This is a genomic window from Coriobacteriia bacterium, from assembly GCA_003149935.1.
In the GTDB taxonomy this organism is placed as follows: Bacteria; Actinomycetota; Coriobacteriia; order Coriobacteriales; family QAMH01; genus QAMH01.
This window is the reverse complement of record QAMH01000006.1, coordinates 680019-707003: the sequence shown is the minus strand read 5'-3', so window position 1 is coordinate 707003 and position 26985 is coordinate 680019. Positions and strand designations below refer to the sequence as shown.

The 26985-nt window shown below is 55.0% G+C and carries 20 protein-coding genes and 1 pseudogene; 11 read left to right on the top strand and 10 right to left on the bottom strand.

Annotated elements, in window-relative coordinates; genetic code table 11:
• Positions 1–8 precede the first annotated feature (8 nt).
• From DBY20_05875 to sufC, 5 genes are read right to left on the bottom strand one after another with little or no spacing between them, the layout of a single operon-like run.
• Entirely contained in the window at positions 9–464 is a 456-nt protein-coding gene (locus tag DBY20_05875) for an SUF system NifU family Fe-S cluster assembly protein (GenBank protein PWL79389.1), read from the bottom strand.
• The gene (locus DBY20_05870; protein ID PWL79388.1) at positions 457–1692 is read right to left on the bottom strand and encodes a cysteine desulfurase; all 1236 of its coding nucleotides are present in this window, start codon (positions 1690–1692) and stop codon (positions 457–459) included. The genes DBY20_05875 and DBY20_05870 overlap by 8 nt, the downstream gene beginning before the upstream one ends.
• The gene (locus DBY20_05865) at positions 1689–2924 is read right to left on the bottom strand and encodes an ABC transporter permease (GenBank protein PWL79387.1); all 1236 of its coding nucleotides are present in this window, start codon (positions 2922–2924) and stop codon (positions 1689–1691) included. The genes DBY20_05870 and DBY20_05865 overlap by 4 nt, the downstream gene beginning before the upstream one ends.
• A complete protein-coding gene (sufB, locus tag DBY20_05860) occupies positions 2924–4348 on the bottom strand; it encodes a Fe-S cluster assembly protein SufB (GenBank protein ID PWL79386.1) in 1425 nt (474 codons plus the stop codon). The genes DBY20_05865 and sufB overlap by 1 nt, the downstream gene beginning before the upstream one ends.
• Positions 4349–4357: 9 nt before the next feature.
• Positions 4358–5116, bottom strand: coding sequence for a Fe-S cluster assembly ATPase SufC (sufC, locus tag DBY20_05855; protein ID PWL79385.1), 759 nt, complete (start codon positions 5114–5116; stop codon positions 4358–4360).
• 492 nt (positions 5117–5608) lie between these two features.
• Between sufC and DBY20_05850 the strand changes: the two genes are divergently transcribed.
• Positions 5609–6175 (top strand): hypothetical protein, encoded by a 567-nt coding sequence (locus tag DBY20_05850; protein PWL79384.1) that lies wholly within the window; start codon positions 5609–5611, stop codon positions 6173–6175.
• A gap of 1873 nt (positions 6176–8048) precedes the next feature.
• Here the strand turns inward: DBY20_05850 and DBY20_05845 are convergent.
• Positions 8049–8129: pseudogene (locus DBY20_05845) on the bottom strand (LysM domain-containing protein).
• A gap of 547 nt (positions 8130–8676) precedes the next feature.
• On the opposite strand from DBY20_05845, the gene DBY20_05840 reads away from it, so the two are divergent.
• Entirely contained in the window at positions 8677–9381 is a 705-nt protein-coding gene (locus DBY20_05840; GenBank protein ID PWL79383.1) for a hypothetical protein, read from the top strand.
• A gap of 80 nt (positions 9382–9461) precedes the next feature.
• Here DBY20_05840 and DBY20_05835 read toward each other — a convergent pair whose 3' ends face one another.
• Positions 9462–10460 (bottom strand): hypothetical protein, encoded by a 999-nt coding sequence (locus DBY20_05835; protein ID PWL79382.1) that lies wholly within the window; start codon positions 10458–10460, stop codon positions 9462–9464.
• 527 nt (positions 10461–10987) lie between these two features.
• Between DBY20_05835 and DBY20_05830 the strand changes: the two genes are divergently transcribed.
• Together DBY20_05830 and DBY20_05825 are read left to right on the top strand one after the other, a co-directional pair.
• Entirely contained in the window at positions 10988–12910 is a 1923-nt protein-coding gene (locus tag DBY20_05830) for a hypothetical protein (GenBank protein PWL79381.1), read from the top strand.
• 93 nt (positions 12911–13003) lie between these two features.
• A complete protein-coding gene (locus tag DBY20_05825) occupies positions 13004–13879 on the top strand; it encodes a sugar transferase (GenBank protein PWL79380.1) in 876 nt (291 codons plus the stop codon).
• A 25-nt stretch (positions 13880–13904) separates the two neighbouring features.
• On the opposite strand, the gene DBY20_05820 is transcribed toward DBY20_05825, so the two are convergent.
• Both DBY20_05820 and DBY20_05815 read right to left on the bottom strand, forming a co-directional pair.
• Positions 13905–14462: a hypothetical protein gene (locus DBY20_05820; GenBank protein PWL79379.1), complete on the bottom strand. Its 558-nt coding sequence runs from the start codon at positions 14460–14462 to the stop codon at positions 13905–13907.
• On the bottom strand, positions 14459–15661 hold the full coding sequence (locus tag DBY20_05815) for a hypothetical protein (protein ID PWL79378.1): 1203 nt from the start codon (positions 15659–15661) through the stop codon (positions 14459–14461). Before DBY20_05815 ends, DBY20_05820 begins: the two co-directional genes overlap by 4 nt.
• A 146-nt stretch (positions 15662–15807) precedes the next feature.
• Between DBY20_05815 and DBY20_05810 the strand changes: the two genes are divergently transcribed.
• On the top strand, positions 15808–17265 hold the full coding sequence (locus DBY20_05810) for a flippase (protein ID PWL79377.1): 1458 nt from the start codon (positions 15808–15810) through the stop codon (positions 17263–17265).
• The gene (locus DBY20_05805; protein PWL79376.1) at positions 17262–18284 is read left to right on the top strand and encodes a hypothetical protein; all 1023 of its coding nucleotides are present in this window, start codon (positions 17262–17264) and stop codon (positions 18282–18284) included. The genes DBY20_05810 and DBY20_05805 overlap by 4 nt, the downstream gene beginning before the upstream one ends.
• Here DBY20_05805 and DBY20_05800 read toward each other — a convergent pair.
• The gene (locus tag DBY20_05800) at positions 18262–19353 is read right to left on the bottom strand and encodes a galactofuranosyltransferase (GenBank protein ID PWL79375.1); all 1092 of its coding nucleotides are present in this window, start codon (positions 19351–19353) and stop codon (positions 18262–18264) included. The genes DBY20_05805 and DBY20_05800 overlap by 23 nt on opposite strands.
• A 116-nt stretch (positions 19354–19469) precedes the next feature.
• On the opposite strand from DBY20_05800, the gene DBY20_05795 reads away from it, so the two are divergent.
• The 5 genes from DBY20_05795 (at position 19470) to DBY20_05775 (ending at position 26980) form a co-directional block, all read left to right on the top strand.
• Entirely contained in the window at positions 19470–20366 is an 897-nt protein-coding gene (locus DBY20_05795) for a glycosyl transferase family 2 (protein PWL79374.1), read from the top strand.
• A 6-nt stretch (positions 20367–20372) separates the two neighbouring features.
• Positions 20373–21440: a hypothetical protein gene (locus DBY20_05790; protein PWL79373.1), complete on the top strand. Its 1068-nt coding sequence runs from the start codon at positions 20373–20375 to the stop codon at positions 21438–21440.
• 135 nt (positions 21441–21575) lie between these two features.
• Positions 21576–23615, top strand: coding sequence for a hypothetical protein (locus tag DBY20_05785; protein PWL79372.1), 2040 nt, complete (start codon positions 21576–21578; stop codon positions 23613–23615).
• Positions 23616–23691: 76 nt separating this feature from the next.
• On the top strand, positions 23692–25704 hold the full coding sequence (locus DBY20_05780) for a nucleoside-diphosphate sugar epimerase (protein PWL79435.1): 2013 nt from the start codon (positions 23692–23694) through the stop codon (positions 25702–25704).
• A gap of 13 nt (positions 25705–25717) precedes the next feature.
• The gene (locus tag DBY20_05775) at positions 25718–26980 is read left to right on the top strand and encodes an aminotransferase DegT (protein PWL79371.1); all 1263 of its coding nucleotides are present in this window, start codon (positions 25718–25720) and stop codon (positions 26978–26980) included.
• Positions 26981–26985: the final 5 nt, after the last annotated feature.

Genomic DNA, 26985 nt, shown 5'->3' with positions numbered 1-26985 from the left:
AGCGCTCTCTACTTCTCGTTCTCGCGCTCGGTGAGGATGCCGTTGAGGGTGCGCCAGGCAAGCTCGGCGCACTTGACGCGTGCGGGCATGCGCGAGATCGACTGGAGTTCGGCAGCCTCGTCAAGGTCCTCGATGTCGTCTTCGGAAAGCTCGTTGCCCTGAATCATGCCGATGAACAGCCCGAGCAAGCGCTTTGCCTCGTCAACTGACTCGCCCTCGATGAGGCCGGCCATCATGTCGGCCGAGGCCTGGCTGATGGCGCAGCCGTGCCCCGTAAACGAGGCCTCCTCGATGACGTCGTTCGCATCATCGATCTTGAGGTAGAGCGTGAGCTCGTCACCGCAGCTCGCGTTGATGCCGTCGTGGCTGTGCGTCGCGTCCTCGAGCTCGTATCGATAGTCGGGATGGGCGTTGTGATCCATCAGCGCAGCAGAGTAAATGCTGCTGGTAGAGCCATTAGACATTGAACATCCTTCCCACGAGCTCGAGCCCGTCGATGAGTCTATCGATATCATGTGCGTCGTTGTAGAACGCCACGCTCGCACGGCAACACGTGTGCATGCCGAGGAAGAGCAGGAGAGGCTGGGCACAGTGATGACCGGCGCGAATCGCGACGTTCTCGCCGCTCAGGATGCCCGAGACATCATGCGGGTGCACGCCGGTGACGTTGAAGCTGAAGGCGCCGCTGCGCGCATCCGGATCTGCGGGGCCCACGACCTCGATGAACTTGAGCGCCTCCATGCGCTCGGCCAAGTAACGCATGAGCGCCTTCTCGCGCTCCTCCATGGCTTCGATGCCGATGCCGTTGGCGTACTCGATTGCCACACCCGTCGCGTAGATGCCGGCGGCATCTTGCGTGCCTGCCTCGAATTTCTCGGGGACGGGGGACCAGACGGCGTCCTGCTCGCTCACGTAGTCGATCATCTCGCCACCCGTGAGGAACGGCGGCATACTCTCGAGCAGCTCGTGTTTGCCCCAAAGAACGCCCACGCCGAAGGGCCCGAAGACCTTATGGCCGGAGAAGGCGAAGAAATCGCAGCCAAGCTTGGTGACGTCGACGGGCATGTGCGGTACGGACTGTGCGCCATCGACCACCATGTATGCGCCGTTCTCGTGTGCGAGCTGCGCCATGCGGGCGATGGGGTTGGTGACGCCGAGGACGTTCGAAACGTGCGCCGCCGCGACGATTTTGGTCTTGGGGCCGATCTTGGTGAGCATCTCCTCTTCGGAGATGAAGCCGTCCTTGTCACAGTACATGTAGACAAGCTTCGCGCCGGTCTTCTTGCAGAGCTGCTGCCAGGGAATGAGGTTGCTGTGGTGCTCCATGATGGTGATGCATACCTCATCGCCCTCCTCGACCACGGTGGGGCCGAAGGACTGCGCGACGATGTTGAGCGCCTCGGAGGCATTGCGGTTGAATATTATGTCGCGTGCGTTTTCCTCGCCAACGTCGATAAAGCGTGCGATGAGCTTGCGCGTATTCTCGATGGCTTCGGTCGCCTCGATGGAAAGCTCGTAGAGACCTCGCAACGGATTGGCGTTCATGGTCTTGTAGAAGTGGTCCACTGCCTCGATGACGCAGGCGGGACGTTGCGCGGTGGCTGCGCTGTCGAGAAACGCCAGGTCTGGCATGGATACGAGAAGCGGGAAATCCCTCTTGTACGGATTGGCTATGATGTCGATCGAACTCACAGGTAAACCTCCTCGAAGTTCTCCACGATCGTGTTGCCGAGGCGCGCGACGGCCTGCTTGGTCACGTCGTTGGCGGCGTTGAGCCAGGCGTCCTCGAGCGTCGCGGTGATGAACATCTGCTCGGCCTGCTCGGGCGACAGCCCGCGGCTTTCCAGGTAGAAGAGCTGGTCGGCCTTGATGTGACCGATGGTCGCCCCGTGGTTGCCCATGACATCGTCCTCGTTGCAGAGGATGTTGGGGACGGTCTTGTTGCTCACGCCCTCGTCGACGAGCAGCACGTTGTCTACCTCGTGGCCCACGGCGCCCTTGGCCCCGCGAATGAGGTCGATGGTGCCGCGCAGCGTCTTCTTGCTCGAGCCGGCAAGCACGCCGTTGGCATAGAGGTTGCAGGTTGATTTGGTGCCGTGATGGCGCAGGATGTAGTTGAAGTCGAGTTCCTGCTCGCCATGGCCCAAGTAGTGCGTGTAGACGTTGATGGTGGAGTTGTGGCCGCGCAGGTCACCTGCAAGGCCCGTGTACGACTTGCCCGCGCCAAGCACGGTCTGATGTACGTCGATGGTTGCGTTGTCCGCAGCGAACAATCCCATGTCATCGAGGTCGGTCCAGGTGTCATCGAGTGTCTGGACGCGACGTAGCGTGACATGTGCGCCCTCGGCGGCAAAGATGCGGATGGAGCTGCCGGTGATACCTGTGCCGAAAGCAGGGGAATCCACGATGACGGCGACGTCGAGTGTGGCGCCCTCGTGGGCGACGAGGTCGATGGCGGCCATGTTGGCGCCCCCGTCGACGCCGCTTATCTGGATGTTTGCCGTATGGCTTGAGCCAGCTGGCGCGATGATGGAACGCGTCTGGCAGGCCATCTCGCGAATCCAGTCGCTGACTTCCTCGCCCATGCCCTGCTCGAAGGATGCGGCCAGGCTCTTGGCCTGCTCCATCGCGTCGGCCTTCTTCTGGTACGCGGACAGCGCCAGACCGCCGAGCTCCTCGGCCTGCTCATCGACGGCGTTGGTCAGCACGGGCTTGTCGCCATAGACCTTGTCCCAGGCAGTTTGCGCCGCTTCCATGGCCTCAACGAAGGCCGTGGCATCGCCGAGCGTGGCATCGGTTTCGATGACGGCGTCGGCTTCGCAGGAAAGCTGCGCGGGGATTTCGATGGTCACGTCGTTCATGTGGAGGAAGTACCAGGTCGGAGCTGGCATCGCACTTGCGTGCTCGAAGATACGTGCTTCCATTAGCCGATCGCCCCTTCCATCTCGAGCTTGATGAGGTTGTTCATCTCGACGGCGTACTCGAGCGGGAGCTCCTTGCTCACCGGCTCGGCAAAGCCGTTGACGATCATCGTACGTGCCTCTTCTTCGGAGAGACCGCGGCTCATCAGGTAGAAGACCTTGTCATCGCCGATGCGGCCGATGGTTGCTTCGTGTCCGATATCGACGTTCTTGCACTTGATGTCCATGGCCGGAATCGTGTCGCTGCGGCTGCGATCGTCGAGCATGAGCGACTGGCAGCTCACCGTCGCGGCGGAATCCTCGGCGTTCTTGGTCGCCACCACGCTCGAGCGGAAGGTAGAGACGCCGCCGTCCTTGGAGATCGACTTAGTCTCGACGCTCGCCTTGGTCTTGGGCGCGTTGAGCACGACCTTGCAGCCCGTGTCGAGGTTCTGGCCCGCACCCGCGAAGGTGATGCCGGTGAAGCTCGACTTGGCGCCGCGCCCGTTGAGGATGGACATGGGGTAGAGGTAGCCCACGTGGCTGCCGAAGGAACCCGAGATCCACTCAATATCGCCACCCTCCTTGCAGATGGCGCGCTTGGTGTTGAGGTTGTACATGTTCTTCGACCAGTTCTCGATGGTCGAGTAGCGCAGGTGAGCGCGCTGCCCCACGAAGAGCTCGACGGCACCCGCGTGCAGGTTGGCGACGTTGTACTTGGGGGCCGAGCAGCCCTCGATGAAGTGCAGGCTCGCGTCATCCTCGACGATGATGAGCGTGTGCTCGAACTGGCCCGCGCCACGCGCGTTGAGGCGGAAGTAGCTCTGCAGCGGATAGTCGAGCTGCACGCCGGCCGGCACGTAGACGAACGAGCCGCCCGACCACACGGCGCCGTGCAGGGCCGCGAACTTGTGATCGGTGGGCGGGATGAGTTTCATGAAATGGTCGTGGATGATGCCCTCCCACTTGGGGTCTTGCAGCGCCTCCTCGATGCCCGAGTAGACGATGCCCATCTTGGAGGCGGACTCCTGCATGGAGTGGTACACGAGCTCCGAGTCGTACTGCGCGCCCACGCCGGCGAGGTAGCTGCGCTCGGCCTCCGGGATGCCCAGGCGGTCGAAGGTGTCCTTGATGTCCTCGGGGACGTCGTCCCAGCTCGCCTGCTGGTCGGTCTCGGGTTTCACGTAGGTGACGATGTGGTCCATGTCGAGGCCGTCGATCGACGGGCCCCAGGTGGGGATGGGAAAGCCGTTGTAGATGTCGAGTGACTTGAGGCGCAGCTCGAGCATCCAATCGGGCTCGTCCTTCTTCTCGGAAATCTCGCGAACGATCTCGGGGGTGAGACCCGCCTCGAGATGCTCCTGGTTACTTTCGTCCTTGACGAAGTCGTACATACTGCGGTCGATGTCATCGACCTGCGTGCGCTTCTTTTCGCTTGGTCCGGTCATGGCGGCCCCTTATCGTGCCTGCGCGAGGGACTCGAACTGCTCGAATCCGTTGGTGTCGATGTCGGCGATCATGCTCGCGTCGCCCTCGGCGACCATGCGGCCGCGCACCATGACATGCACCTTGTCGACATCGAGGTGCTCGAGGATGCGCGTGTTGTGGGTGATGACGAGCAAGGTGCCGTTGCATTCGCGACGGTAGAGCTCCATGCCGCGGCTGACGACGGAGAGCGCATCGACGTCAAGGCCGGAGTCGGCCTCGTCGAGGATGGCGAGACGCGGCTTGAGCAGCAGAAGCTGCAGCATCTCGACCTTCTTCTTCTCGCCGCCCGAGAAGCCCACGCCAAGCTCGCGGTCGAGGTAGGCGCGATCCATGTCGAGCTCATCGGCAAGCTCGCGCACGCGCTTGCGGAACTCCTTGCGCTTCATGTCGAGTTCGGGGCGCGCCGAGGCGATGGCACGCAGGAAGCTCGACAGCGGCACGCCGGGAATCTCGACGGGAGCCTGGAACGAGAGGAACATGCCGGCAAGGCTGCGCTTGTCGGGGGAGAGATCGGTGACGTCCTCGCCGCCGAACATGATGGTGCCGCCCGTGACGTCGTAGGTCGGCTCGCCCATGATGACGTGGCCCAGCGTCGACTTGCCCGCGCCGTTGGGGCCCATCAGAACGTGGACGCCGCCTTCCTCGACATCGAGGTCGACCGAATGAAGAATCTCCTTGCCGTCAACACCAGCTGACAGGTCGCGGACGGACAATAGTGCATCGCTCATAGGTGTTCCCATCTCTCCTGCGAGGTCCTCTCATGTTTCCTCGCTGCGGTTTCACGTGCGCGAAGGCTCGTGGAACTTTTTCTGCTCAATGTAAATGGTGCATGTTCAATGTCAAGAAAACTCGCCGCTTCGACATGCAAAGGTAACTTTTGGGACGCGGCGGAGGGGGAGGGGGAGGGACGCTCCGCTCCGACGGTCGCCCATTGTCATTTCGACCGTAGGCGCGTAGCCCCCCCATTGTCATTTCGACCGGAGGCGCGTAGCGCCGGAGTGGAGAAATCTCCTCCGTCACTACTAACGGAACGCAAGAGCGGGATTTCTCGACTGCGCTCACTTCGTTCGCTCCGCTCGAAATGACATGAGGCGCTCACTTTGTTCGCTCCGCTCGAAATGACATGAGGCGCCATTGCGTTCGCTCCGCCCGAAATGACATTCTGGATGCCAACAGATAGAATGCGAGTTAGCACAGTATTACTAAAGAAAGGTGCCCTCATGAGCGGACTTACCATTGCCCTCATCGTCATCGTCGTAATAATCGTCATTCTCGCCATCGCGCTTATTGGGATGTACAACAACCTCGTGCGCATGCGCAATCGTGTCGATAACGCTTGGGCGCAGATTGACGTGCAGCTCCAGCGCAGGCTCGACCTCATCCCCAACCTCGTCGAGACCGTCAAGGGCTATGCGGCGCACGAGAGTGGCACGCTCGAGGCCGTGACGCAGGCGCGTAACGCGGCGATGAACGCCACGACGCCCGAGGCGCGTGCCGAAGCCGAGAACATGCTCACGGGCGCCCTCAAGACGCTCTTTGCCGTGAGCGAGGCGTATCCCGACCTCAAGGCTTCCGTCAATTTCCTCGACCTCCAGGCTCAGCTCTCGGAGACCGAGGACAAGATTAGCTACATGCGCCAGAGCTACAACGATACGGTCATGAAGTACAACAACGGTATCCAGACCTTCCCGGCCGTCATTTTCGCCGGCATGTTCGGTTTCAAGGAGCGTGAGCTCTTCGAGGCGGCCGCTCCCGCAGCCACCGCTCCGCAAGTGAGCTTCTCGTAATGCGAGCGCGAATTGCAATAGCGAAAAATGAGACAGCTGCTCAGAGTAACTGTCTCGTTTTGGTGTTGATGGCCGCGTGCGTGTTTTGGCTTGTCGCGTGCGCATGCATCATGCCCGTAAGCGCGCACGCCAAGAGTCATGCGTGCACGAGTGACACCATCAACGCGACCGTTAACGAGGATGGCTCGCTACATGTCGTCGATGCGCGGACCTATGAGTTCGACGGGCGCTATACGCTTACGGCCGCGGTGCTCGATCCGCCGCCCGGCGGCACGACCATCGTCAACGGCGTGTCGGTCATCGATGAGAACGGCGTCACCACGCAGCTCGTCGAAGTACCGTTTCAGGGTTCATGGCGTACGGCGGGTGGCCCTCCGAGCGGCTACTATTCCATCGATGTGGCCGAACGCGCGGTCTATGCGTTCTCGACGACCGAAGACGAGAGGAAGACCTTCGTCTTCGATTACACCTACACGGGCGCTGTCAATCGCTATGACGATGTGAGCGTGCTGTATTGGCAATTCGTCGCTCCCAACTGGGATGTCGATACCGAGGACGTGCATGCGTTCGTGCGGCTGCCCGTGCCTGCAGGTCAAAGCGTCATGGGCGGCGAAAACGTCTACGCCTTCGCTCACGGAAACATCAATGGCTCGGTGAGCTTCGAGGACACCGGCGTCATCGAGTTCGACGTTCCGCGCGTGAAAGAGGGGAGCTTCGCCGAGATGCGCGTCGCCTTCCCGGCAAGTTGGACGCCATCGGTCTCGGCCGAGCAAACGCACGCCTATGACGGGCTTCCCCAGGTGCTCGAGGAGGAGCAGGCATGGGAGCGCGAGGCGCAGACTCGTCGCATTATCGACGTGTTGTTGCTCGTCATCCCCCTGTGCATCTCGCTCGCGTGTCTCATCGTCGCGCTCGTCTTGTTCTTCCGCTATGGCCGCGAACACAAACCAAGCTTTACGGACGAATACTGGCGCGACGTGCCCGAGAAGGGGACAAACCCCGCCGTCATCGCGCGTCTATGGCGCTGGAACAAACCCGATGCCAATGATCTGACCGCCGTCCTCATGCATCTCTCCAATCTCGGCGTGGTGAGTATCTCGCGCGAGACGAGCATCGAGGAACGCAAGATCCTCGGTGACAAGGAGCACGTGACCTATAGGCTCGGGCTCAATCCCGAAAAGCGCCTCCATGTGAATCACGACGCCATTGACACCAAGGCGCTCGACCTGGTCTTCGACAGGATTGGCGTGCAGTACGGCAGCGTCACGCTCGAGGATATCGAGGCATATGCCAAGGATCATGCCCAAAGCTACGTGAACTCCATGCAGCTATGGCAGGGCACCATCAGTGCCGAGGTCGACAGACGTGGCTTTTTCGAGAGGACGGGCGAGCGTTGTAAACGCGCGTTTCAGATTGCGTCAATCGGACTCATCGTGCTCGGTGCCTTCGTGAGCATCACGATCGAGAACTTCATGCCGCTCATCGGTCTGTTTCCCGGTGCCGTGATTCTGCTTGTGTTCTCGTTCTTCATGACGCGGCGTTCTCAGGAGGCCGTCGATATCTACGCGCGCTGCACGGCGCTCAAGCGCTGGTTCAAGGACTTCACCGCACTTGACGAGGCCGTGCCTACGGATGCCAAGGTGTGGGGCGAGCTGCTTGTCTATGCGTATCTGTTCGGTGTTGCCGACCAGGTCGTGAATGACCTCAACCGCGTCGCACCTGACATTTGGACTAGCGACGTGTTTGTCGGCAGCATGCTGTGGTACTACAACCCCTACGTTTCGATGCATGCCGGTGCGGCGAGTGTGGACTTCTTTGGAAACGCGTTCGAGAACACGATGTCTTCGGCGCAAAGCATCATTGCCGCTGCCAAAGGTGGTGGCGGCGGGAGCTTCGGCGGTGGAGGCGGCTTCTCGATGGGTGGAGGCGGCGGTTTCGGCGGTGGAGGCGGCGGCTTCTCGCGCTAGGGCTTCACGCGCGAGCTGCATTTATCTGACGGAGGCATGCGTCTGACGAGGTGCACGTGCAGAGACCCGTCGGAGACTCGCATCTGGCGGGACGAGCCCGCGCAGGCCCTCTCGGATGGCGACCCACCGCAATTTGACGCCTGGATGCGATCGCTGAGACCCATTCGGGATGCCTCGTTGACGAAACGCGTTCGCATAGACCCACTCGACGGGTTTATGCGGGTCTCCTTCGGCTTATCTCGCCGATTTCGTCCCGCGCAGACCCATTTCCGAGTCTATGCGGTCGCAATCCGTCATCTCGCGATCTCCGTTCCGAATCATCGGCATCTGCTGCCTCATGGCGCGTCGCCTTCACGCTGCGTTCGTTGTCCCGTGATCTAGAATCCATGCAGCCGATATTTGCTGCTTCGCAATCCTGAGATTGTTTGCATCGTCTCACAAGAAATGTCGACAATCAGAACCGAACATAAAAAGTGTGCGATACTTGGCACGAGGATTAAAACCGATTACCAGGAGAGATGCCGAGGAATGACTATGGGCACACCTACTGACGAGCAGGTCAAAAGCTACATCGAGTCTGTTCCGGGACTTCGCGAGGAATGGGGCATTTCTGGGGCTTCAAGGTTGGCTAAAGTCACTTTTATCGTGATGAACGTCCTTCTCATCGCCGTAATCATTGGCGTCATCGCCTATTTTGCGTTTACGAGTCCCGAGCTCTCCACCAAGGGCGTTTCCGGTCTCATCATCATTCTCGTGCTTGCCTATGCGGCCAGTGTCGTTCGCATCTTTCAATTGCGTGCCGAGCGTAAAGAACTGCCCAGGTTCCGGCAGGCACTCGCGAGGCGCCTCACGGGTAATCCCGAAACGGATACGGAGGCACAGCAACAGGTCGAGGGCGAGTTCAAGTGGGAGTCGATGCGTTATCGAATCATCGTCCGTATGATTGGTATCGCGGGGCTTGTTATTCTCACTATCAATACGTATCAGGTCGGAACTGTCGATTTTGCCCGCGTCCTCCTCTTTGATGGGGCGATTCTTATCTACCTGGCAGGAGCATTTTGGAACAACTATGCCTTCAAGGCAGATCTTCTGGAAGTCGAGTTGCAGGAGCGTAGCCGGGCGACCATTCGTTGGCAAACGGAGCATCCGGGCGAGGCGCAAGAGGAAGAGGCGCAAAGGGACGCGGGACATGTTGCCTCTCACGAGTCCCATGAAGAGAACAAACGCCCTGAAGACTAGATGGGGATTCAGGGAAACGATTTGCCCAGCGACTCTCACTGGCATTCGGCGTTAGGCTTTTGATGATGAAGACCTCGACGTTAGAGAGAGCGCTCTGTTTCATAGCTTGTCATTGATTTGAATAATTCCCTGCGGAGGATTCCATGGCGCTCCTCCCAGTCTTCGGGAAAGTCCCTCATTCGGTGATGGATGCTTCGGGCGATGTCAGCTGCAACCTTTGCGAATTCGAACGCGTTGCACAGCTGTTTGCCCGTAAGGGTGAATACGGTATATCCCTTCGAGAGCAAGATGTTTCGCCTTGTGGCATCACGTGCCCTGCTTTCGCGGGATTCATGGTCGTCGTGGCCATCGTATTCGACGATAACCATGGCATGTGGCCAGCTCATATCGCTTTTGAAGTGCTCGCGTCGTGCAATACGCCGTTCCTCGGCATCGAGTTCGATGCGGGCATTAAGCTCGGCCTTCGGTAAGCCAAAGCCACCGTACCTTTTCGGAAGGCAGGCGAGGAGATACGCACGCGTTTCCATGGGAGAGTTCGAGCCATCTTGTAGGTACTTCAAAATAATGGACAACCGTTTTGATCCATGCAGCTCTGATGCCTCGCGCAGGAAACTGCGGATAGACGCGACCGATGCAAGCTGGAGGTCCCTGCAGATGTATCCGCGGGGCTCCTCGGGAAGCAGCGCATACGTGCCACACAGCTCCATGCACAATTCCATCAGTTGGTATCTCGAAAGCACGCATGCGGATTGGATGAGACAAAGCTCGGGGGAGGCCAAGCATACACGATCGCCGAGTTGTCGGAACGCACCTTTTGGGAGAGCGCGCGAATGGACACGGTATTTATATAACCGTTTCGATATGCGATGTGCATAGGATGGCACCATGAGGCGTATGGGCGCAGTGCCAAGGTCAAAGCGAGAGAGGCCGATTGCCTCTAGCTCTTGGGGTGTCGTCGGGCAATCGGTCAGGGGGTTTGCGACCTCTCTCTTGAGAGTGGTTGCACCCGCTTGGTTGCGTCGCCAGGCATGAAGTGCAGAACTACCGACTACGTATGCTTTCACGAACTTCCTTCCCATGCGTATGCGTCATCTGAGGGCGAATTGTTCGGCGGGCACCGCCAAGTGCGGCCTCTCTCCGTGCTGAGCAATGGTAGGTGTTAAAGCACCGAGACATCTACCCTGAGAATCTGAACGATTTCAGAGCGATTTCGGGATGATGTCGGAGTAATTTCGGTGTGAAGTCAGACTGGCTAAAGAATAGGGGAGTGACGTGGGCTACGGCGTGGCAGGTTGCGACTGCGCAGACCCGGAAATGAGTCTGCACGGGGTGGAATCGGCGTGATATGCCGAAAGGGACTTGCATAGGTCCGCCGGATGGGTCTTCGTGGCCGCATTCTGCCAGCGAAGCAGCCCGAACGGGTCTGCGCGGGTCCGTTTGGGCAGTTGCGGGTCTTCGTGGGCGCGCCCCGGTATCGGGCACCTCGACAATCTGCATGGTCACGGTTATCGCATAGAATGCGTGGAGAAACCGTGCCTTTGGGGCTCTTGCGGTATCATGAGCAAACATTTGTCATGAAAACTCACGATAACCAGTGATTTCGAACATGGGGAGCATCATGGTCAGGTATTCCGCTCACGGTAACCACAGTCGCAGTGGGCAGCAGCCCGTCTTGCGGTCGGATATGGCAGCGTACAACGCGAGCAATTACGTCGGACACAGCGCGCGGTGCCCCAAGAACCACAAGCGTCGCAACATCATCATCGTGGTTGTCGTGGCGGTCATCCTTATCCTGGGGTGTTCCGGTGTGGCCCTTGCCATGAGCGCCAAGGATGCCAAGGCCGATGCCGAAGTCCTCATGGACCAGGGAAAGACGCTTGTCACGCAGCTCAAGGAGGGCGATAAGACCGGCGCTGGAAAAACGGCGACGGAGCTTTCGGCAACCGCCAAGAAGCTCAACGACAACGTGAGCAGCCCTCTGTGGGCCGCTGCCACGCTCATTCCCGTCTATGGTAGCGATATCGCCCAGGTGCGCACGATTGCGAGCGTGGCGGACACGCTATGCGCCAAGGCGGTTACGCCGCTTATCAACGCGCTTCCCGCAGAGGGGCTTTCGGGCATCGTGGTCGATGGCGGCGTCAACGTGCAGGCCGTCGAGGACATGCTCACGCCGCTCGGTGCCGAGTATCCCACGATTCACGATTGCGCCGAGCAGGTCGCCAAGATGGGCGATTCTCACCTCGACCAGCTCAAGGAGCCCGTCCAGACCGTCAAGGGGCTGGTCGGCACGCTTGATACCGTTTCCGAGTACGCAAGCGAGCTCTCGCATCTGCTGCCCGGCATGCTCGGTGCCGATGGCGAACCCGCCCATTACCTCGTGATCGCTGCGAACAACGCCGAGCCGCGCTCCACCGGCGGCATGGCGGGGTCCTTTGGCATCATGACCGTCGAGGATGGCAAGATGAGCATGGGCGACTTCGTGGGAAGCGAGACCGCTCCTCGCCCGGATACCGGCGAGGCGGCTTTGCCCCTTACCGATGAGGAGCTCCTGATCTTTGGCAAGCGCGTGGGCATGGATATGCGTGACGTTGGCTACATTCCCAACTTCCCGCGTGTAGGCGAGCTCCAGAAGGCCATCTGGGAGTCGAGTGGCAACACGGTGGTCGATGGCATTGTCATGCTCGATCCGGTCTTTCTGCAGCGCATCCTCGCGCTCACCGGAGGCGTGACCACGAGCAATGGCACGGTTGTCGATGGCACCAATGCCGCGCAGATCCTCATGAACGAGGTGTACTTGCGTTACGGCGATGAGAACGAGATTCAGGACGCCTTCTTCGCCGAGGTCGCCAGTGCGGCGCTTGACCAGGTACTCGGCAATTTGGGCGAGGTCGACCTGGCAAAGCTTCTTGAGGTCGTCAATAACTCGCTCGATGACCGTCGCTTCTACATCTGGATGGCCAATCCCGAGGAGGAAGCCATCGTCACTAAGCTCGGTGCAGCCGGCTTGACCTCCGTGAGCGAGACCGAGCCCGTTGCGGGTATCTATTTTGGCGCCGCGTCAGGCGCGAAGAGCTTCTGGTATCTCGATGCGGATACGCAGGTAAGCGAAGGCCGCAAGAATGTCGACGGCTCTATGAGTTATGACGTCACCGTCACCTTTAGCAACACGCTTAGTGACGCTGCTGCCTCCGATATGTCCTGGTACATCACCGGCGAGGCGGCCATCAAGCGTAGCGTGAGCGACATGCATTTGGACGTGTATCTCTATGCGCCGGCAGGTGGCAGTATCTCGAACATGCAGACGAATGGCTACTTCTTCGATTCGAGCTACTTTGGTGGCGAGTGGTATACCACGCCCGGTCCTGACGAGATGACCAAGGCAAGTTATAACGGTAACGAGGTCTGGTACGGCATTACGGGCATCAACGGCGGGGAGAGTACGATCATCAGCTACACGGTGACGACTTCGCCCAAGGCAGAAACCTCTCTGCAGATCGACATGACGCCTTTGGCGAACGAGGCTCTCTAGGCCGCTGGGGTACATGTAACAGTCCGACGTGCCAAAGTGTCGCTTTCTGCTGTACCATGCAGCAGATGCTTTCATTCGATGTCCGGGAGACGCATGACTCGTAATGCGCATAAGGGAGATTGGGGCAAGGTCCTCAAGACGGGTGCCGCTGTGTTCGCGGGCGCATCGGTTGCCGTTGCCGCTGCGGGTCAAATTGTCGCTTGGAAGCGCGATCGCAAGGGCAAACCAGCGCCCGATGAAATCATCGATGTCACGAGCGTCCAGGCACAAAACGTGCTTGACAAGGCGACGCGTGGAACCGACATCGTGCTCAATCCCGTACAGCGTCAGCCTATTCCGGGCATAGACGATACCTATCGCTACCATGTGCTTAAACGTGGCTTCGATGTGGTGTTTTCCGCCTGTGCATCCGTTGCCTGTTTCATCCCCACTCTTGTGGTTTGCGGTCTTATATGGCTCGATAATCCCGGATCGCCCATATACAAGCACAAGCGCGTCGGGCGTTATGGCGTGCCCATGAACATCTACAAATTGCGTTCGATGGTGCCAGGGGCCGACGATGTCGAGAAACACCTCACGCCCGAGCAACTCAAGCAGTGGGAAGCCGAGCACAAGGTCGACAACGATCCGCGTATTACGAAGATCGGCAAGTTTTTGCGCAAGACTTCGCTCGACGAGTTGCCTCAGTTCTGGAACGTGCTTACGGGTGAGATGAGCGTCATCGGCCCGCGTCCCGTCGAGCCTGACGAGCTTGCAGCCTACGACGATTCGGTCGTGGAGTTTCTATCGGTGACGCCTGGTATCACGGGCTGGTGGCAGACGGTATCGCGCAACGATGCGAAGTACGAGGACGGCGAGCGTCAGAGCCTCGAGCTTTTTTATGTGCGCAATCGCAGTGCGAAGATTGATTTGAAGGTGTTCTTCGAGACCTTTAGCGCTATGTTTGGCAAGAACGCGAGCGGAAAGTAGAGAGACTATATGCGCTTTCGTGGCGCTATACGGTATCGCTTCTTTTCTGTGCGCGAATTATGATTACCACAATTGCCACGAGCAATCCCAGCACGGCAAATTCAACTGCATATTTGAGAGGGCTTGGACTTGCGGATGATGTGTCCGGGCTTGCGTAACTGATGATTTCGACACCCTCTTTATCGAGCGTGTTGAGTGCGTAATCACAGATGTATGATGCAAGCTCGTTTGCGATGACGCTTGCATCCTCGCGGGAAGCCCCGGTAACATCAATGACTATGACATCGCTCTCATCGGGCTTCGTTGCTTCGATGACCAGCTCATCTACATCGATATCGGGGTGTCGACTAATCAGTGCCGCGTGTGCCACGCTGCCATTGGCGACGCGGGTAAGTCCTGCCGTCATGTTTCTGTCGGCTGCTGCCATTTGCTCGCTTACAGGTATCAATACCGTACTCTGCACAACGTAGTCTTTAGGCACTACCGAAACAATTGCCCATGATGCTAGTGCAAAGCAGATGGGTATGACAATGATCAGCAGCAAATGCGCACGAACAAGGGAAAGCAATTGACGAAGCGTCATGTAAGCTCCTTTGATTTTTTGGTTGCAACAATGTTTGCTATGGGAAGTGACAGGTAGAGTAACAATATGTCGTATCTGAGGAATAGTGACAGATCATCTACGGTGAAATGGATAGCGAGGATAACGAGCATGGATACAAGAAACCAATCATGGTTTTTGTAAGCCCAGATGCATAGTGCGGTAAAAGCTCCAAAGAAGACCAGCGCAGGAATAACGCCAATCTGAACGAAAAGTTTTACATAAAGAGAGTCGATGTAGTTGTATGCGCCGACGGTTGAAGAGCCGCCGGATACATCGAGTCCGTTACCAATTTGCAGAATCTCTTGTCCGAAGAGCGTGAATCCATATGTATTTAAGGTTGCGTTTCCGTATTCCAGACGACGGCCCAGAATGCCGTTCAGCGTGTTCAGAATGGAATTATCTGGCGTATAAAAAATCGTAGCTGCGAGCATAGCCGCTGCGCAAAGAGGGAATGCAAGAAACACGAGCCATTTCACGGGTTTACTGTAAATGATGTTGCGGCCTTGGATGGCTACGGCGCCATGACGGTTTTTGGGAAGTTTTGAACAGCAAAGACCGGCAATAATTGCGATTACGGCGAGATAGAAGGAAAGACGCGAGTCTGTCGCAAAGTAGATTGCGAGGTTTGCCATAAATAGACCGGCGGCGTGCGTCCAACTGAAGTCGTATCGTTTAAGGAGGATGACGATACAAGTGATGTTGAAGACAATCATCGAGGGAAAGAGCATGTATCGGAATCCGAGAAGCCATCGTTGGCGATCTCCGCCGGTGAATATGTAATTGGGAATGATACCTACAAGAGAGCACAGGATTACTCCGGCACAAACCAGTATCGAACTCCAAAATGCGACTTTGAGGATCTTGTTCATCGCAACGTTACGTGCACAAAATGCAAAGATTATGCAATCGATGTAGTAGGCTTCCGCAGCGTTAATCATGCCGATGCAAAGAATCCATGCGAATGCCAGCCAAAGTATCGTGCGTTTATCGTATCTGCCGCCGATTAATTCGCTGAAAAGGAGCAGGCCGATGCAGCCATAACGAACTGTCTTTTCAATGGAACCAGAGACAAGAGGTCCCACCAATGCTTCCCCAAGAAGCTGAAAAACCATCCAGATTGCGAAGGCGATGAGGAATAACAGCTCGCATGCGTCGACATTGCCGAGCTGAATATGCATATTCCCTTGTTGGTCGTTTTCCTTGACTTTAATCAAAGCGGCACCATGTGGTTATCATGATTGGGTGATTGGGACCTGAATCGACAATATATCACATTAGGTGTTAGCGCCCCGACTCTTCGTGTCAATGCGGTATAGTTGCGATCATGTCACATTCTGTAAAGAAAAACTTTATCTACAATTCGGCGTATCAGATCTTTTTGATTATTGCGCCGCTCATCTCCACGCCGTATCTCTCGCGTGTGCTCGGGCCAGGGGGCGTGGGCGAGTTTTCATATACCTACGCAATCGCGGCATATTTCGTGATGTTTGCGACTTTGGGTATGTCAAATTATGGCGTGCGTACCATTGCCGCGGTCGCTGATGATCAGGAAAAGCGCAGCAAGACCTTTTGGTCGGTATTTGCTTCGCAGCTTGTCATCGCGGTCCCCGTCTTTCTCATCTACCTTGCCTATGCGCTTGTCATGCCCCAGGGAGGCACGCTCGTCGCGTTGCTTTGGGCGATGTACGTGTTTTCGGGCATTGTTAACATTTCATGGCTCTTTTTTGGCATGGAGGACTTTGCCAAGGCGACCGTCATAAACATCGCCACAAAGGCCCTCGAGCTTGTCGGCATATTCACCATCATCCGCTCTGCCCAGGATGTTTACCTCTATTGCGGCATTCACTCTCTTGCCTTGCTGCTTGGCTTTGCGCTGCTCATGCCGTTTGCGCGCCAGTACGTGAGTTTTTCCAGACCTACGTGGGCTGAGGTGAAGGTGCATTTCCTTCCCAATCTGAAACTCTTTATTCCCGTTATTGCGATTAGCCTCTATACGACGCTTAACTCCATTTTGCTCGGCGTTATGTCGACGATGGAGCAGACTGGCTATTTCGACTATTCGGAGAAGATGGCGAAGATGCCCCTTGCCGTAATTACGGCTCTGGGAACGGTTATGCTTCCGCATATGTCGGGCCTCTTTGCCTCCGGAAAGCATGAAGAAGGGCTCGCTTTGCTCGATACGTCCATGTGGTTCATGTTGGCTGGTGGTCTTGCCGTGGCATTTGGTATCGCGGGCATCGCGCCCGAGTTCGTGCCGGTTTTCTTTGGACCGGGCTATGATCCTTGCATTCCCGTGATGGTGGTTCTTGCCTGGGTAGTGCCCCTCATTTGCGCGACGAACGTAATAGGAGCCCAGTACCTGCTGCCCATGTACCGTGACAACCACTACACCATTTCCGTTTGCGTAGGTGCCGTTGCAAATATCGTGCTGTGCCTCGTGCTCATCAGTCGCTTGGGGGCGTTGGGCGCGGCAATCGGGACCGTTGCCGCCGAGCTCGTCGTGCTAGCTGTCCAGGCGTATTTTGTCCGTGGCGAACTTCCGTTATTGCGCTACCTACGCAACATGCTCCCGTTTGTCGTCATCGGCGCTCTCATGACAATTCTCATTCGCGTGATATCGATTCCACTCGTTTCGACCGTGGGCGTTTCGGTGCCCACGCTTCTCGTGGAGATGGTTGTCGGTGTGGCGTTTTTCTGCGTGCTCGCTTTCGCGTATTGCATTGCGACGAAAAACAAACACTTTCATCGGATTATAGGAGCGAGAGGAAAAAGTCAGCGATGACGGGAAAAGAGCACGGGATGCCGCCTTTGATTTCTGTCGTCATTCCAGCGTATAACGCCGAAAGATACTTGGATGAATGCGTGCGGAGCATCGTGGAGCAAGATTATTCGAATCTCCAGGTTTTGCTCGTGGACGATGGGTCGAGCGATTCCACCCCTGAATTGTGTGATGAGTGGTCTTGCCGGGATAAGAGGGTCTCGTCAATCCATACGGCGAATAGGGGCCCATCGGCGGCTCGAAATCGCGGATTAATCGAGGCGTCCGGAGACTGGATCTGGTTTGTCGATGCCGATGACTATGTTGCACCGGGCGCTTTGGAAAAGATCGCGGAGCGCATCTCTGCCTGTCGCTGTGAGCTTGTCGCTATCGGTATAAAATCATTCAATGAAGAGGGTGAGCTACCCGTTTCCGATTTGTATGCAGAAGCAACGCTCCCTGAGGGGGTTATTAAGTTTAGCGAGCTCGAATCCCTGCTCTATCAGGGGAGACGCGGTCATTATCTGTACTCTTACTTGTTCAAAGCCGATTGTCTGCGTGCTTTTGCAGCGGCCTCGGGCCCGTTCGACGAGGACATGTGGCTCTTTGAGGACGCAGCGTTTCTCCACCAGTATCTAGGCAACGTGAGCGATGTTTGTTGGATTGATGATCGGCTGTACTGGTATCGCCAGACCGAAGGTTCCCTTCTGCATCGCGCTGATGCCAAAAAGGCGGCATCTGGACTCAAGGCCGTCGAGCAAATCAGGGAAATCGAAGTCAATCCAGACCTTAGAGGCTTGCGTCAGCAAATGGTCATCCGTTTTTTGCTGAGTATTGATACGCTGGCGGGGGATTCAGTCGAAGGCATCGGCGTGCGAAGGCATGTCCGGGAGTTGCTCGCGGATGTTCTCGTCGAGGAACCTAGGGGCAATCTTCCTTTGGCGCTCCGTGCAAAATGCTTGCTTGTACGAATGGGAATATACCAAACGCTTAGAAAGCTCTTGATCAAGGCGGGGGCCATCAGGGCATGGGACGAAGCATAGCCTCGTCAATCGCATGCTTTAAGAAGTGGCCTTCGCGTAGCTTCTTCGAAATATCCCGGGCGTTTTCCCTCATCCGCGTGTATTCCTCTGTCGAGATCGGGTTGAGGGCATCGGCGAGCACAGACAGACTCGGCACGGTTATTCCCGCTCCGTGCTCTTTTATGAAGGGGGCGAGAGCAGCTTGATCCCAAATGACGACGGGGAGGCCAGCGGCAAGGTATAGCGATGTCTTGTGCGGGTTGTTGATGCGCAGATAGTCTCCAAAAGCGCCGGTGCACGTATTTGTGCTCGGTCCATCCCAGACAAGTCCGAAGCTACCCTGTAGGTTTGGTATGAGCTCTTCTGGCGAAAACTCCCCCATATAATGCAAATTGTGTCTCCCCGTGTCCTCGAAGTTCGCACCGTACAGATTGAAGTCAGGCGTTTCGGGCAGCTCGTAGAGATAGTCCGCCTTGCCCCTCTGAAGGTTTCCGGCGATAATCACCGGGCTTCCAGGCCCCGATGCCGTCGCATAGGCGTTTTCATCCGAGAGAAGATAGTCAAATACCTGCAACGGCACAATCCTCTCGGGGTCAATGCTATGAACTTCCACTAGCCGCTTCTTCATCGCCTCGTTATGCACTATAAGAACCGAAGAAAGATCGATGAGAGAAAGCTCTTCGGCGTATATACGTTTCTTTGCCGCACGGCTTCTATCGCGTTCTGCTCCGAGGCGAATGGAATCGAGGTCGTGAATTATCAAGATGAACCTTACGCCTCGTTCGTATGCTTTTTTGAAAGGGCCTTTTGCGAAAATCGAATGGTGCATCAGAGGAAACTGAAGGATGACTATGCTTCCATCATCGACTTTTGAAAGCGCGTCTGCCCAATCCCTTGCAGCTGAAAAATGAAAGCCAAGACGGGAAAGGGCGCCGCTTGTCATTCGGGCATGATAGTCGTAGTTGATCACGATTCTTGAAAACCCGATGTCATTTAAAATAAACGAAACATCGTCCCGCGCCTTGCATCCGGCGTTGTTCAGTCGATAGTCGGGACATATCTCGTCGATGTAGAAGATCTGGGTTGTCACATCTTGCCTTTTCGTGCAGCCGGTCGAATTTGACTTCAAGCATGTTAAACGACTTTCGTGCCCGTGTCGTCTGCTACGATACACAAATCGAGAGTAACGATACGAGGAAAACGTGAATGGAAACCTGTACTGTCGGAATAATAATTCCAACTCTGAACGCGCAAGATGAGATTGGGGAATTGCTCGAACTCCTGAAGAACCAAACCCGGTCACTTGATGAGATTCTTGTCATAGACTCGAGTTCCGATGATGATACGGTTTCGATTGTGGAATCCTTTGAGGACGTGCGGCTCATCTCCATCGAACGCAAGGATTTTAATCACGGACTGACGCGTGATTTGGGGATGAGGACGCTGCAAAGCGACTTCATCTTGTTCTTGACGCAAGATGCGTTGCCGGTATCCGAAAGGTATGTTGAAAACCTTATCCGCCCCATGCTGGAGTTTGACGACATCGCGATGTCATCTGGCAGGCAGCTTCCAAAGAAGGATGCCCGACGCTTCGAGCAGCTGGTGAGGTCATACAACTATTCGGCGGCATCGGTCGTGCGTTCGCTCGAGGATGTGTCCACGATGGGAATAAAGGCCTTCTTTGTATCGGATGCATGCTCGGCGTACCGACGTGAGACCTATATTGCATGCGGCGGTTTCGACGAGGTTGCGACGAACGAGGACATGCTCATGGCTGCAAAGTTTATGAGAGACGGGATGCGCGTTGCCTACGCCGCAGATGCCGAAGTCTACCATTCTCATAATCTAGGATTTCGCGAGCAGTACGATCGGAATTACGCTATAGGTGTCTTTTTGGAATCGCACAAAGATGACTTGTGCAATGCGGCCGTTACGAGCAGTGGAAAAGATCTGGCAAAACATGTGTTCTCCGAGCTGTGGAAAGAGCGCAACATGAGAGAGATGTCCGCGTTTTTTCTTGACTGCATCGCGCGCCTTGCGGGGAATGCTTCGGGTAGAAGGCACGCGGCTTCTGCAGTCGCGTCGAAGGGAAAGCGACGGTAAGTGCGCATGAGCTACGAATTGCAGGATGAACCGAAAAGCCAGGCTACGCCAATGCCAGTCGGCGCGGCGCTTGTGAGCATTGTCGTTCCCGCCTATAACATTTCGAGCCATCTGACCTCTTGTGTCAAAAGCCTTGCTTCTCAAAGCTATGACGCTGTCGAGATTCTTCTGGTTGACGATGGGTCGACAGACGGCACGAGCGAGATATGCGACACATTAGCTGGGGAATATCCGCAGGTGAAAGTCATTCACAAAAGCAATGGTGGTCTCTCGTCTGCCAGAAATACGGGACTTGCTTGCGCTGGTGGCGAGTACATCATGTTTGTTGATGGTGATGATGTTATATCTCCAGATTGCGTAGAGACCCTCATTGCTCCGATGCTTGATGATTCGTCCGTCCGTATGGTCGTAGGCGAATTCAAGCAGATTACCGGTACAGATGCACGGAACGAAGACTGGTTTTCCGAGACTCATTCTTGTGAGGTGATGACTGACGCTGCCGCTCTGGGCTTGATGTTGTACGGCGGGCGGTTTGAAATCAGCGCAGCATGCAAACTTGCGAAGAAGGACGTCTGGGGAGAAGCACCGTTTCCGGAAGGTAGATTCTACGAAGACCTGTATTGCATCGCCCAGATTGTGTCGAAATCTCCCATGGTCGGGATGGTGTCTTCGCCCTTGTATGGCTACGTCATGCGAAGTGGATCCATCACCGGTCAGAAATCCGCATCGAAGAAGAAGATATCCGATTATATAGACTCAGTTGCCCAGTGCGGAATCGCTATCCAAGAACGCTTTGCTGAAGATGCGGAATTGAATGCGGCATATGCGGCTCGGCAGGAACTCGAGTATTGCAGGATCTACCGTCTGTTGGAGGAAGGCGAGGACGAAACATACAAACGTGACATGCTTCCGATAATCCTCAAAAAGGTCCGAGACGGGCTTGACGATTATATGCAGGATTCTCATGTCTCCCGCATATGGAAGCTCAGGGCCTGGATCTTGTCTAGAATTCCCGCCCTCTATTTGCCCTCATTCAAATTGGCGGCCGCGATAAAGGGAAAGAAATACGAATGATTTGCTGTTTTGTTGTTTGTTTGAGGTGCAGTGTATAATCCAAGTTCACATAATTGGGAGCAAGCGAGCGCACACAAAGAAGCGACGAATAGCGCGCAAATCGCATGACGGGGTCATGCGGACAACGGGAGAGATATGGACAATTCGAATCTCGATGATTACGAGAATATGCGTCGCCCGCAAAACGGGCGAATGAGTGCGGCGAATCAGCCTTATCGCAAGCCTGCGCCACGTCCTTCAACGGATGAGCTCGCGCCATACGGCGCTGCAAATTACGTAAGTCATGGATCGAAGACCAGGACTCATCGACACGTGCGCAAGCCCATTATTGCTGGGGTTGCGGTGATTATCGTTTTGCTGCTGATTGTTCCTGGCACAGCACTTGCTGTGAGCGCAAAAAACGCAATGGATGATGCCAGGATTCTTATGAATCAGGGTTCGGCGCTCGTCAGCCAGATCCAATCGGGGGATGTTCAAGGGGCGCAGCGCACTGCGACCAATCTTAACTCCATCGCTAAAGAGCTTGACGCAAATGTCAATGGTCCACTTTGGGTACCGCTTACTTTTATACCTGTGTACGGTGATGATGTAAAGTCGATACGTACGCTGGCCGAGGTTGCCAACAAACTCTCCGAACAAGTGCTCATTCCTATTGCGCAGGGATTGTCCACTGATGGCAATGCGCGTCTTTTCGTTGATGGCGGTTTCAATATTCCGGTGATTCAGGCTATGCTTACGCCGATTGGAGCAGCGTCCGACACCATTCGGGAATGTGCACGACAAGTAAACGAGCTGAGCGAGCCGCACATCGTTCAGCTCATGAGTCCCGTTATGACTGTGAAAAGTCTTATGAGCGTTCTGAGCGAGGTCACGGGATACGCGAGCGACCTCTCACGAGCGCTGCCAGGCATTCTTGGTGCAAACGGTCCGCGAACGTATCTTATTATGGCGTGCAGCGAGGCTGAGCTACGCTCTGTCGGCGGTTTTCCAGGATCCACTGGTTTGATGACTGTCGATAATGGCAAACTTGAGATTGGTGAAATGACCGCGCCGAATCTTTCTTTTGCTCAGTCTGAAGATGAAGTCTTGGAGTTGACTGATGAAGAGAGGACTCTCTTTGGGACTCGTGCAGGGGAATATTTCTACGATGCGGGGTATAACCCGCATTTTCCTCGTGCTGCTGAGATTATGAAATCAATCTGGGATGCGAACAAGAAGCCTCCATTCGATGGCATTATTTCTGTCGACCCGGTCTTTTTGCAATCCATACTAGAGCTAACTGGAGGAGTGACTACGTCGGATGGTGTCGCGGTAAACGGTTCGAATGCTGCGGAAGTTCTAATGAATTCCGCATATATCATGTATAGCACCGAGTCATTTGAAGATGAATCTACCGAGAGTCCCGACATTGCAGCTGATGATCAGAAAACCGCATACGCTCTAGCATCGGCAAAACAAAACGCCTTCTTTAGCGAGGTTGCCTCCCTTGCCCTCGATGCATTTTTTGGAAACATTGATTCTGTTAGCATGCTGAGCGCCGTGCAGGTTATAGGGGATTCGATTGCTGATAAGCGCATCTACATGTGGGTGGCCAATCCTGAAGAGCAGGCTGTAATTGAAAAGCTCGATGCAGCGTGTGCGATCTCAATGAGCGAGGCTAATCCGGAACTCGGTGTTTATCTTGCGACGACAGTTGCTTCAAAGGGCAATTGGTATATCAATTCGGATACGACCGTGGGTAATGAGACCAAGAATGCTGACGGATCAACAAGTTATTCCGTAACGACGACAATTACGAATACGCTTTCTCCTGACGATGCTGCAAACCTTCCTGCAATTCTTACAACTCCTGATCAGTATGCTGTTGGTAAGGTGCGCTCAAAGGGAGATATGATTCTGGACGTGTACTTGTTTGCACCCATGGGTGGCGTCATTACTGATCTTCAAGTTGAGGGTGATTTTGCACCCGATACTTTTTTTGACGATGTGGGTGTTTGGTATACACAACCTGGGATTGAACCTATGACGCGGGCGACTTACAACGGCCATGAGGTTTGGTACGGTGTTACGATGATCGAAGGTCTGCAAAGCACGACATTGACATATACTGTCACGACTTCACCAAACGCGGTCGAGACACTTGTGATTGATACGACACCTTTGGGCCAAGAGTAGGTGAGGATGTCGATGATATTTTGCGCAAGAGGAGAAGGTTGCGTTGTCTGCTGAAAACAAAGACGCTGCTGACGAAATGAAGCGTATTCACGTGGATCGCAAACGCGCCGTGCGTACGGCGCTACTTGTTGTGTGCGACGCAATTTTCATTGCGTTTGCTTATATTCTTGCTTTGCTTATGCGTTTCGAATTTGATTTTGTTCAGATTGGCGAAACGTATCTGCATGCGTATCAGATTCTGATCATCCCGTATATTCTTATAGCTATTGCCTCTATGTGGGCGTTTAGACTGTATCACAGCATTTGGACCTATGCGTCGACAACGGAGCTCACGCATCTAGTCCTCTCGTGGCTTGTGACTCAGGCTGGTATTCTCGTCGTGTATTTCATCACGCAGATTCGTATGCCGCTCTCATTTTGGATTATGGGCGCCATTCTGGGCTTCTGCTTCACTGCCGCTTTGCGCTTTGGGTATCGTTTTCTGCGCATGACGCGCGTGCGTATGCGTGCTGATAGCGTGAATGGCAAGACGCCCGAGAATGTGATGATTATTGGTGCTGGTTCTGCCGGACGTGACCTTATTCATGAAATCAAATTTAGCGACAAGCTTAATTGGAAAGTCGTGTGTGCTATTGACGATAATCCATCGAAAGCTGGAAAGTATCTTGACGGTGTTCCTATTGTCGGAGGACGCAAGCGCATTATAGATGCGGTCAAGGAATATGGCGTTACGCAAATCGTATTCGATATTCCCAGTGCGACGGGTACAGTACGCCGAGATATTCTCGAAATATGTCAACAGACGGACTGCAAACTTCTTGCAATGCCTGGAATCTATCAGCTTTTGGACGGACAGGTAAATGTCTCGCGGTTGCGTGAGGTACAGATTGAAGATTTGCTTGGACGCGATCCTATAACCATTAACAGCGACGAAGTCCATGATTTCATACATGACAAAGTTGTCTTGATTACGGGAGGTGGCGGAAGTATCGGCAGCGAACTGTGCCGTCAGATTGCAGCGGACTGCCCTCGTCAGCTTGTGATTTTCGATATTTATGAGAACAATGCGTATGAAATTCAACAGGAGCTTTTGCGCTGTTATCCAGAAATAAACCTTGAGGTTCTCATTGGTTCCGTGCGTGATGAGGGACGAGTTTCTTGGCTTTTTGACCAATATGCTCCTGATGTTGTTTTTCATGCTGCTGCGCACAAACACGTGCCGCTCATGGAGAAGAGTCCAAACGAGGCCGTTAAGAACAATGTCATGGGAACGTACAATGTCGCGAAAGCAGCGCTCGAGCACGGCGCGGACCGTTTTGTGCTCATCAGCACTGATAAAGCTGTGAATCCTACTAATATCATGGGTGCAAGCAAGCGTGTGTGCGAGATGATTGTTCAGATGATGGACAGACGCTCTGCTGTGCGATGTGAGGAAAATCTTTTCAATGACGATGGCACGTTAAGTCCTGTGCGCACGATCTTCTCGGCTGTTCGCTTTGGTAATGTGCTTGGCAGCAATGGCAGCGTTATTCCATTGTTTCAAAAGCAAATTGCAGAGGGTGGCCCTGTCACTGTTACCGATAAGAACATCATCCGCTACTTCATGACTATCCCTGAGGCCGTGGGCCTTGTTTTGCAGGCGGCCTTCTATGCTGAAGGCGGAGAAATCTTCGTTCTCGATATGGGAGATCCGGTGAAGATTGACGATATGGCGCGTAAGCTCATACGACTGAGCGGCTTCGAACCTGATGTGGACATCGACATCGTTTATACCGGCCTTCGTCCTGGCGAGAAACTCTTCGAAGAAATGCTTATGAACGAAGAAGGGCTCAAGGAGACTCCCAACAGGCTTATTCACATTGGACAGCCCATTCAGATGGATGATGATGTAGTCAGCAGGAAGATTATTGAGCTTGGTAAGGAGAGTTGGCAAGAGAGCGAGACAATCAAGGTCATCATGGCCAGTGTCGTGCCCACGTATAAACCGAGTTTTGCCAGCGGATGCGTTGCAGGTGGGACAAGTGTAAACAATGCCACAGCTAATCATCCGGCTGGCACTCTGCCTGAAAATGGGAAGTTGCGAGAGTAGAAGGACGTTTCATATGCCTCTGAATAAAATCGTCCCGTTTGACCAGAAGGTCTGGCTTTCGTCGCCCACTATGCATGGCGATGAGCTTAAGTACATGTCCGAAGCTTATGATACCAACTGGATGTCTACAGTGGGTGGCAATATCAATGCCATTGAGCGGGAGATTTGCGAGAAAGTGGGCTGTGGGTATGCGGTTGCACTGTCCGCTGGCACAAGTGCGCTTCATCTTGCTATGAAGCTAGCGGGCATAAAACCCGGCGACGAGGTTTTGTGCAGCGATATGACCTTTTCGGCCACTGTGAATCCCGTAATCTACGAAGGGGGTGTTCCGGTTTTTGTGGATAGTGAATACGAGACCTGGAACATGGATCCTGTGGCCCTTGAGAGGGGTTTCGGACTTCATCCTGATGCTAAAGTCGTTGTGCTTGCTCATCTCTATGGTACTCCCGCGAAAATGGACGAGATTTGCTCGATTTGCGATGCCCATGGAGCGATTCTTGTGGAAGACGCTGCCGAAAGTCTTGGTGCCATATATAAAGGCAAGCAAACCGGAACCTTTGGCAAAGTGAGCGCTATCAGCTTTAACGGAAACAAGATTATAACGGGAAGTTCCGGGGGGATGCTGCTTACCGATAACGAGGATGATGCCAATCGTGTTCGTAAATGGTCTACTCAAAGCCGCGAAAACGCTCCATGGTATCAACATGAGGAGTTGGGTTATAACTACCGCATGAGCAATGTGATTGCTGGCGTGGTTCGCGGGCAGCTTCCGTATCTCGAGGAGCACATCATTCAAAAGCAAGCTATCTACGAGCGTTACAAAGAGGGGTTCAGGGATGTGCCCGTGAGCATGAACCCATTTGATTGCGAAATTTCTGAACCCAACCACTGGTTAAGCTGTTTACTCATCGATTCTGATGCGATGGCACCGCAGGTTCGTGGAGAACAAGATGCTCTCTATAAATCGGAGGCGGGCAAGAGCAGTCCTACAGAGATATTAGAGGTTCTCGCGGCACTTAATGCGGAGGGGCGTCCCATATGGAAGCCGATGCATATACAGCCCATATTTCGCATGAGTCCCTTTGTGACGCGTGAAGGGGACGGACGCTGTCTTACGAACGCATATATCTCCGGTGGTTCTGTGGGGGTCGATGGCAGACCGCTCGATATCGGTTCAGATATTTTCCATCGCGGTTTATGCTTGCCGAGTGACAACAAGATGACTCCCAAACAGCAAGACAAGATTATACAGGCAGTTTGCGCTTGCTTTGAATAAGGGTT

Coding starts and splice junctions, on each gene's coding strand:
- DBY20_05810 (PWL79377.1), top strand. CDS start 15,808: ATGTCACATTCTGTAAAGAAAAACTTTATCTACAATTCGGCGTATCAG.
- DBY20_05790 (PWL79373.1), top strand. CDS start 20,373: ATGAGCTACGAATTGCAGGATGAACCGAAAAGCCAGGCTACGCCAATG.
- DBY20_05875 (PWL79389.1), bottom strand. CDS start 464: ATGTCTAATGGCTCTACCAGCAGCATTTACTCTGCTGCGCTGATGGAT.
- DBY20_05780 (PWL79435.1), top strand. CDS start 23,692: ATGAAGCGTATTCACGTGGATCGCAAACGCGCCGTGCGTACGGCGCTA.
- DBY20_05865 (PWL79387.1), bottom strand. CDS start 2,924: ATGGAAGCACGTATCTTCGAGCACGCAAGTGCGATGCCAGCTCCGACC.
- DBY20_05850 (PWL79384.1), top strand. CDS start 5,609: ATGAGCGGACTTACCATTGCCCTCATCGTCATCGTCGTAATAATCGTC.
- DBY20_05785 (PWL79372.1), top strand. CDS start 21,576: ATGGACAATTCGAATCTCGATGATTACGAGAATATGCGTCGCCCGCAA.
- DBY20_05840 (PWL79383.1), top strand. CDS start 8,677: ATGGGCACACCTACTGACGAGCAGGTCAAAAGCTACATCGAGTCTGTT.
- DBY20_05775 (PWL79371.1), top strand. CDS start 25,718: ATGCCTCTGAATAAAATCGTCCCGTTTGACCAGAAGGTCTGGCTTTCG.
- DBY20_05835 (PWL79382.1), bottom strand. CDS start 10,460: ATGGGAAGGAAGTTCGTGAAAGCATACGTAGTCGGTAGTTCTGCACTT.
- DBY20_05825 (PWL79380.1), top strand. CDS start 13,004: ATGACTCGTAATGCGCATAAGGGAGATTGGGGCAAGGTCCTCAAGACG.
- DBY20_05795 (PWL79374.1), top strand. CDS start 19,470: ATGGAAACCTGTACTGTCGGAATAATAATTCCAACTCTGAACGCGCAA.
- sufB (PWL79386.1), bottom strand. CDS start 4,348: ATGACCGGACCAAGCGAAAAGAAGCGCACGCAGGTCGATGACATCGAC.
- DBY20_05805 (PWL79376.1), top strand. CDS start 17,262: ATGACGGGAAAAGAGCACGGGATGCCGCCTTTGATTTCTGTCGTCATT.
- DBY20_05820 (PWL79379.1), bottom strand. CDS start 14,462: ATGACGCTTCGTCAATTGCTTTCCCTTGTTCGTGCGCATTTGCTGCTG.
- sufC (PWL79385.1), bottom strand. CDS start 5,116: ATGAGCGATGCACTATTGTCCGTCCGCGACCTGTCAGCTGGTGTTGAC.
- DBY20_05830 (PWL79381.1), top strand. CDS start 10,988: ATGGGGAGCATCATGGTCAGGTATTCCGCTCACGGTAACCACAGTCGC.
- DBY20_05815 (PWL79378.1), bottom strand. CDS start 15,661: ATGCATATTCAGCTCGGCAATGTCGACGCATGCGAGCTGTTATTCCTC.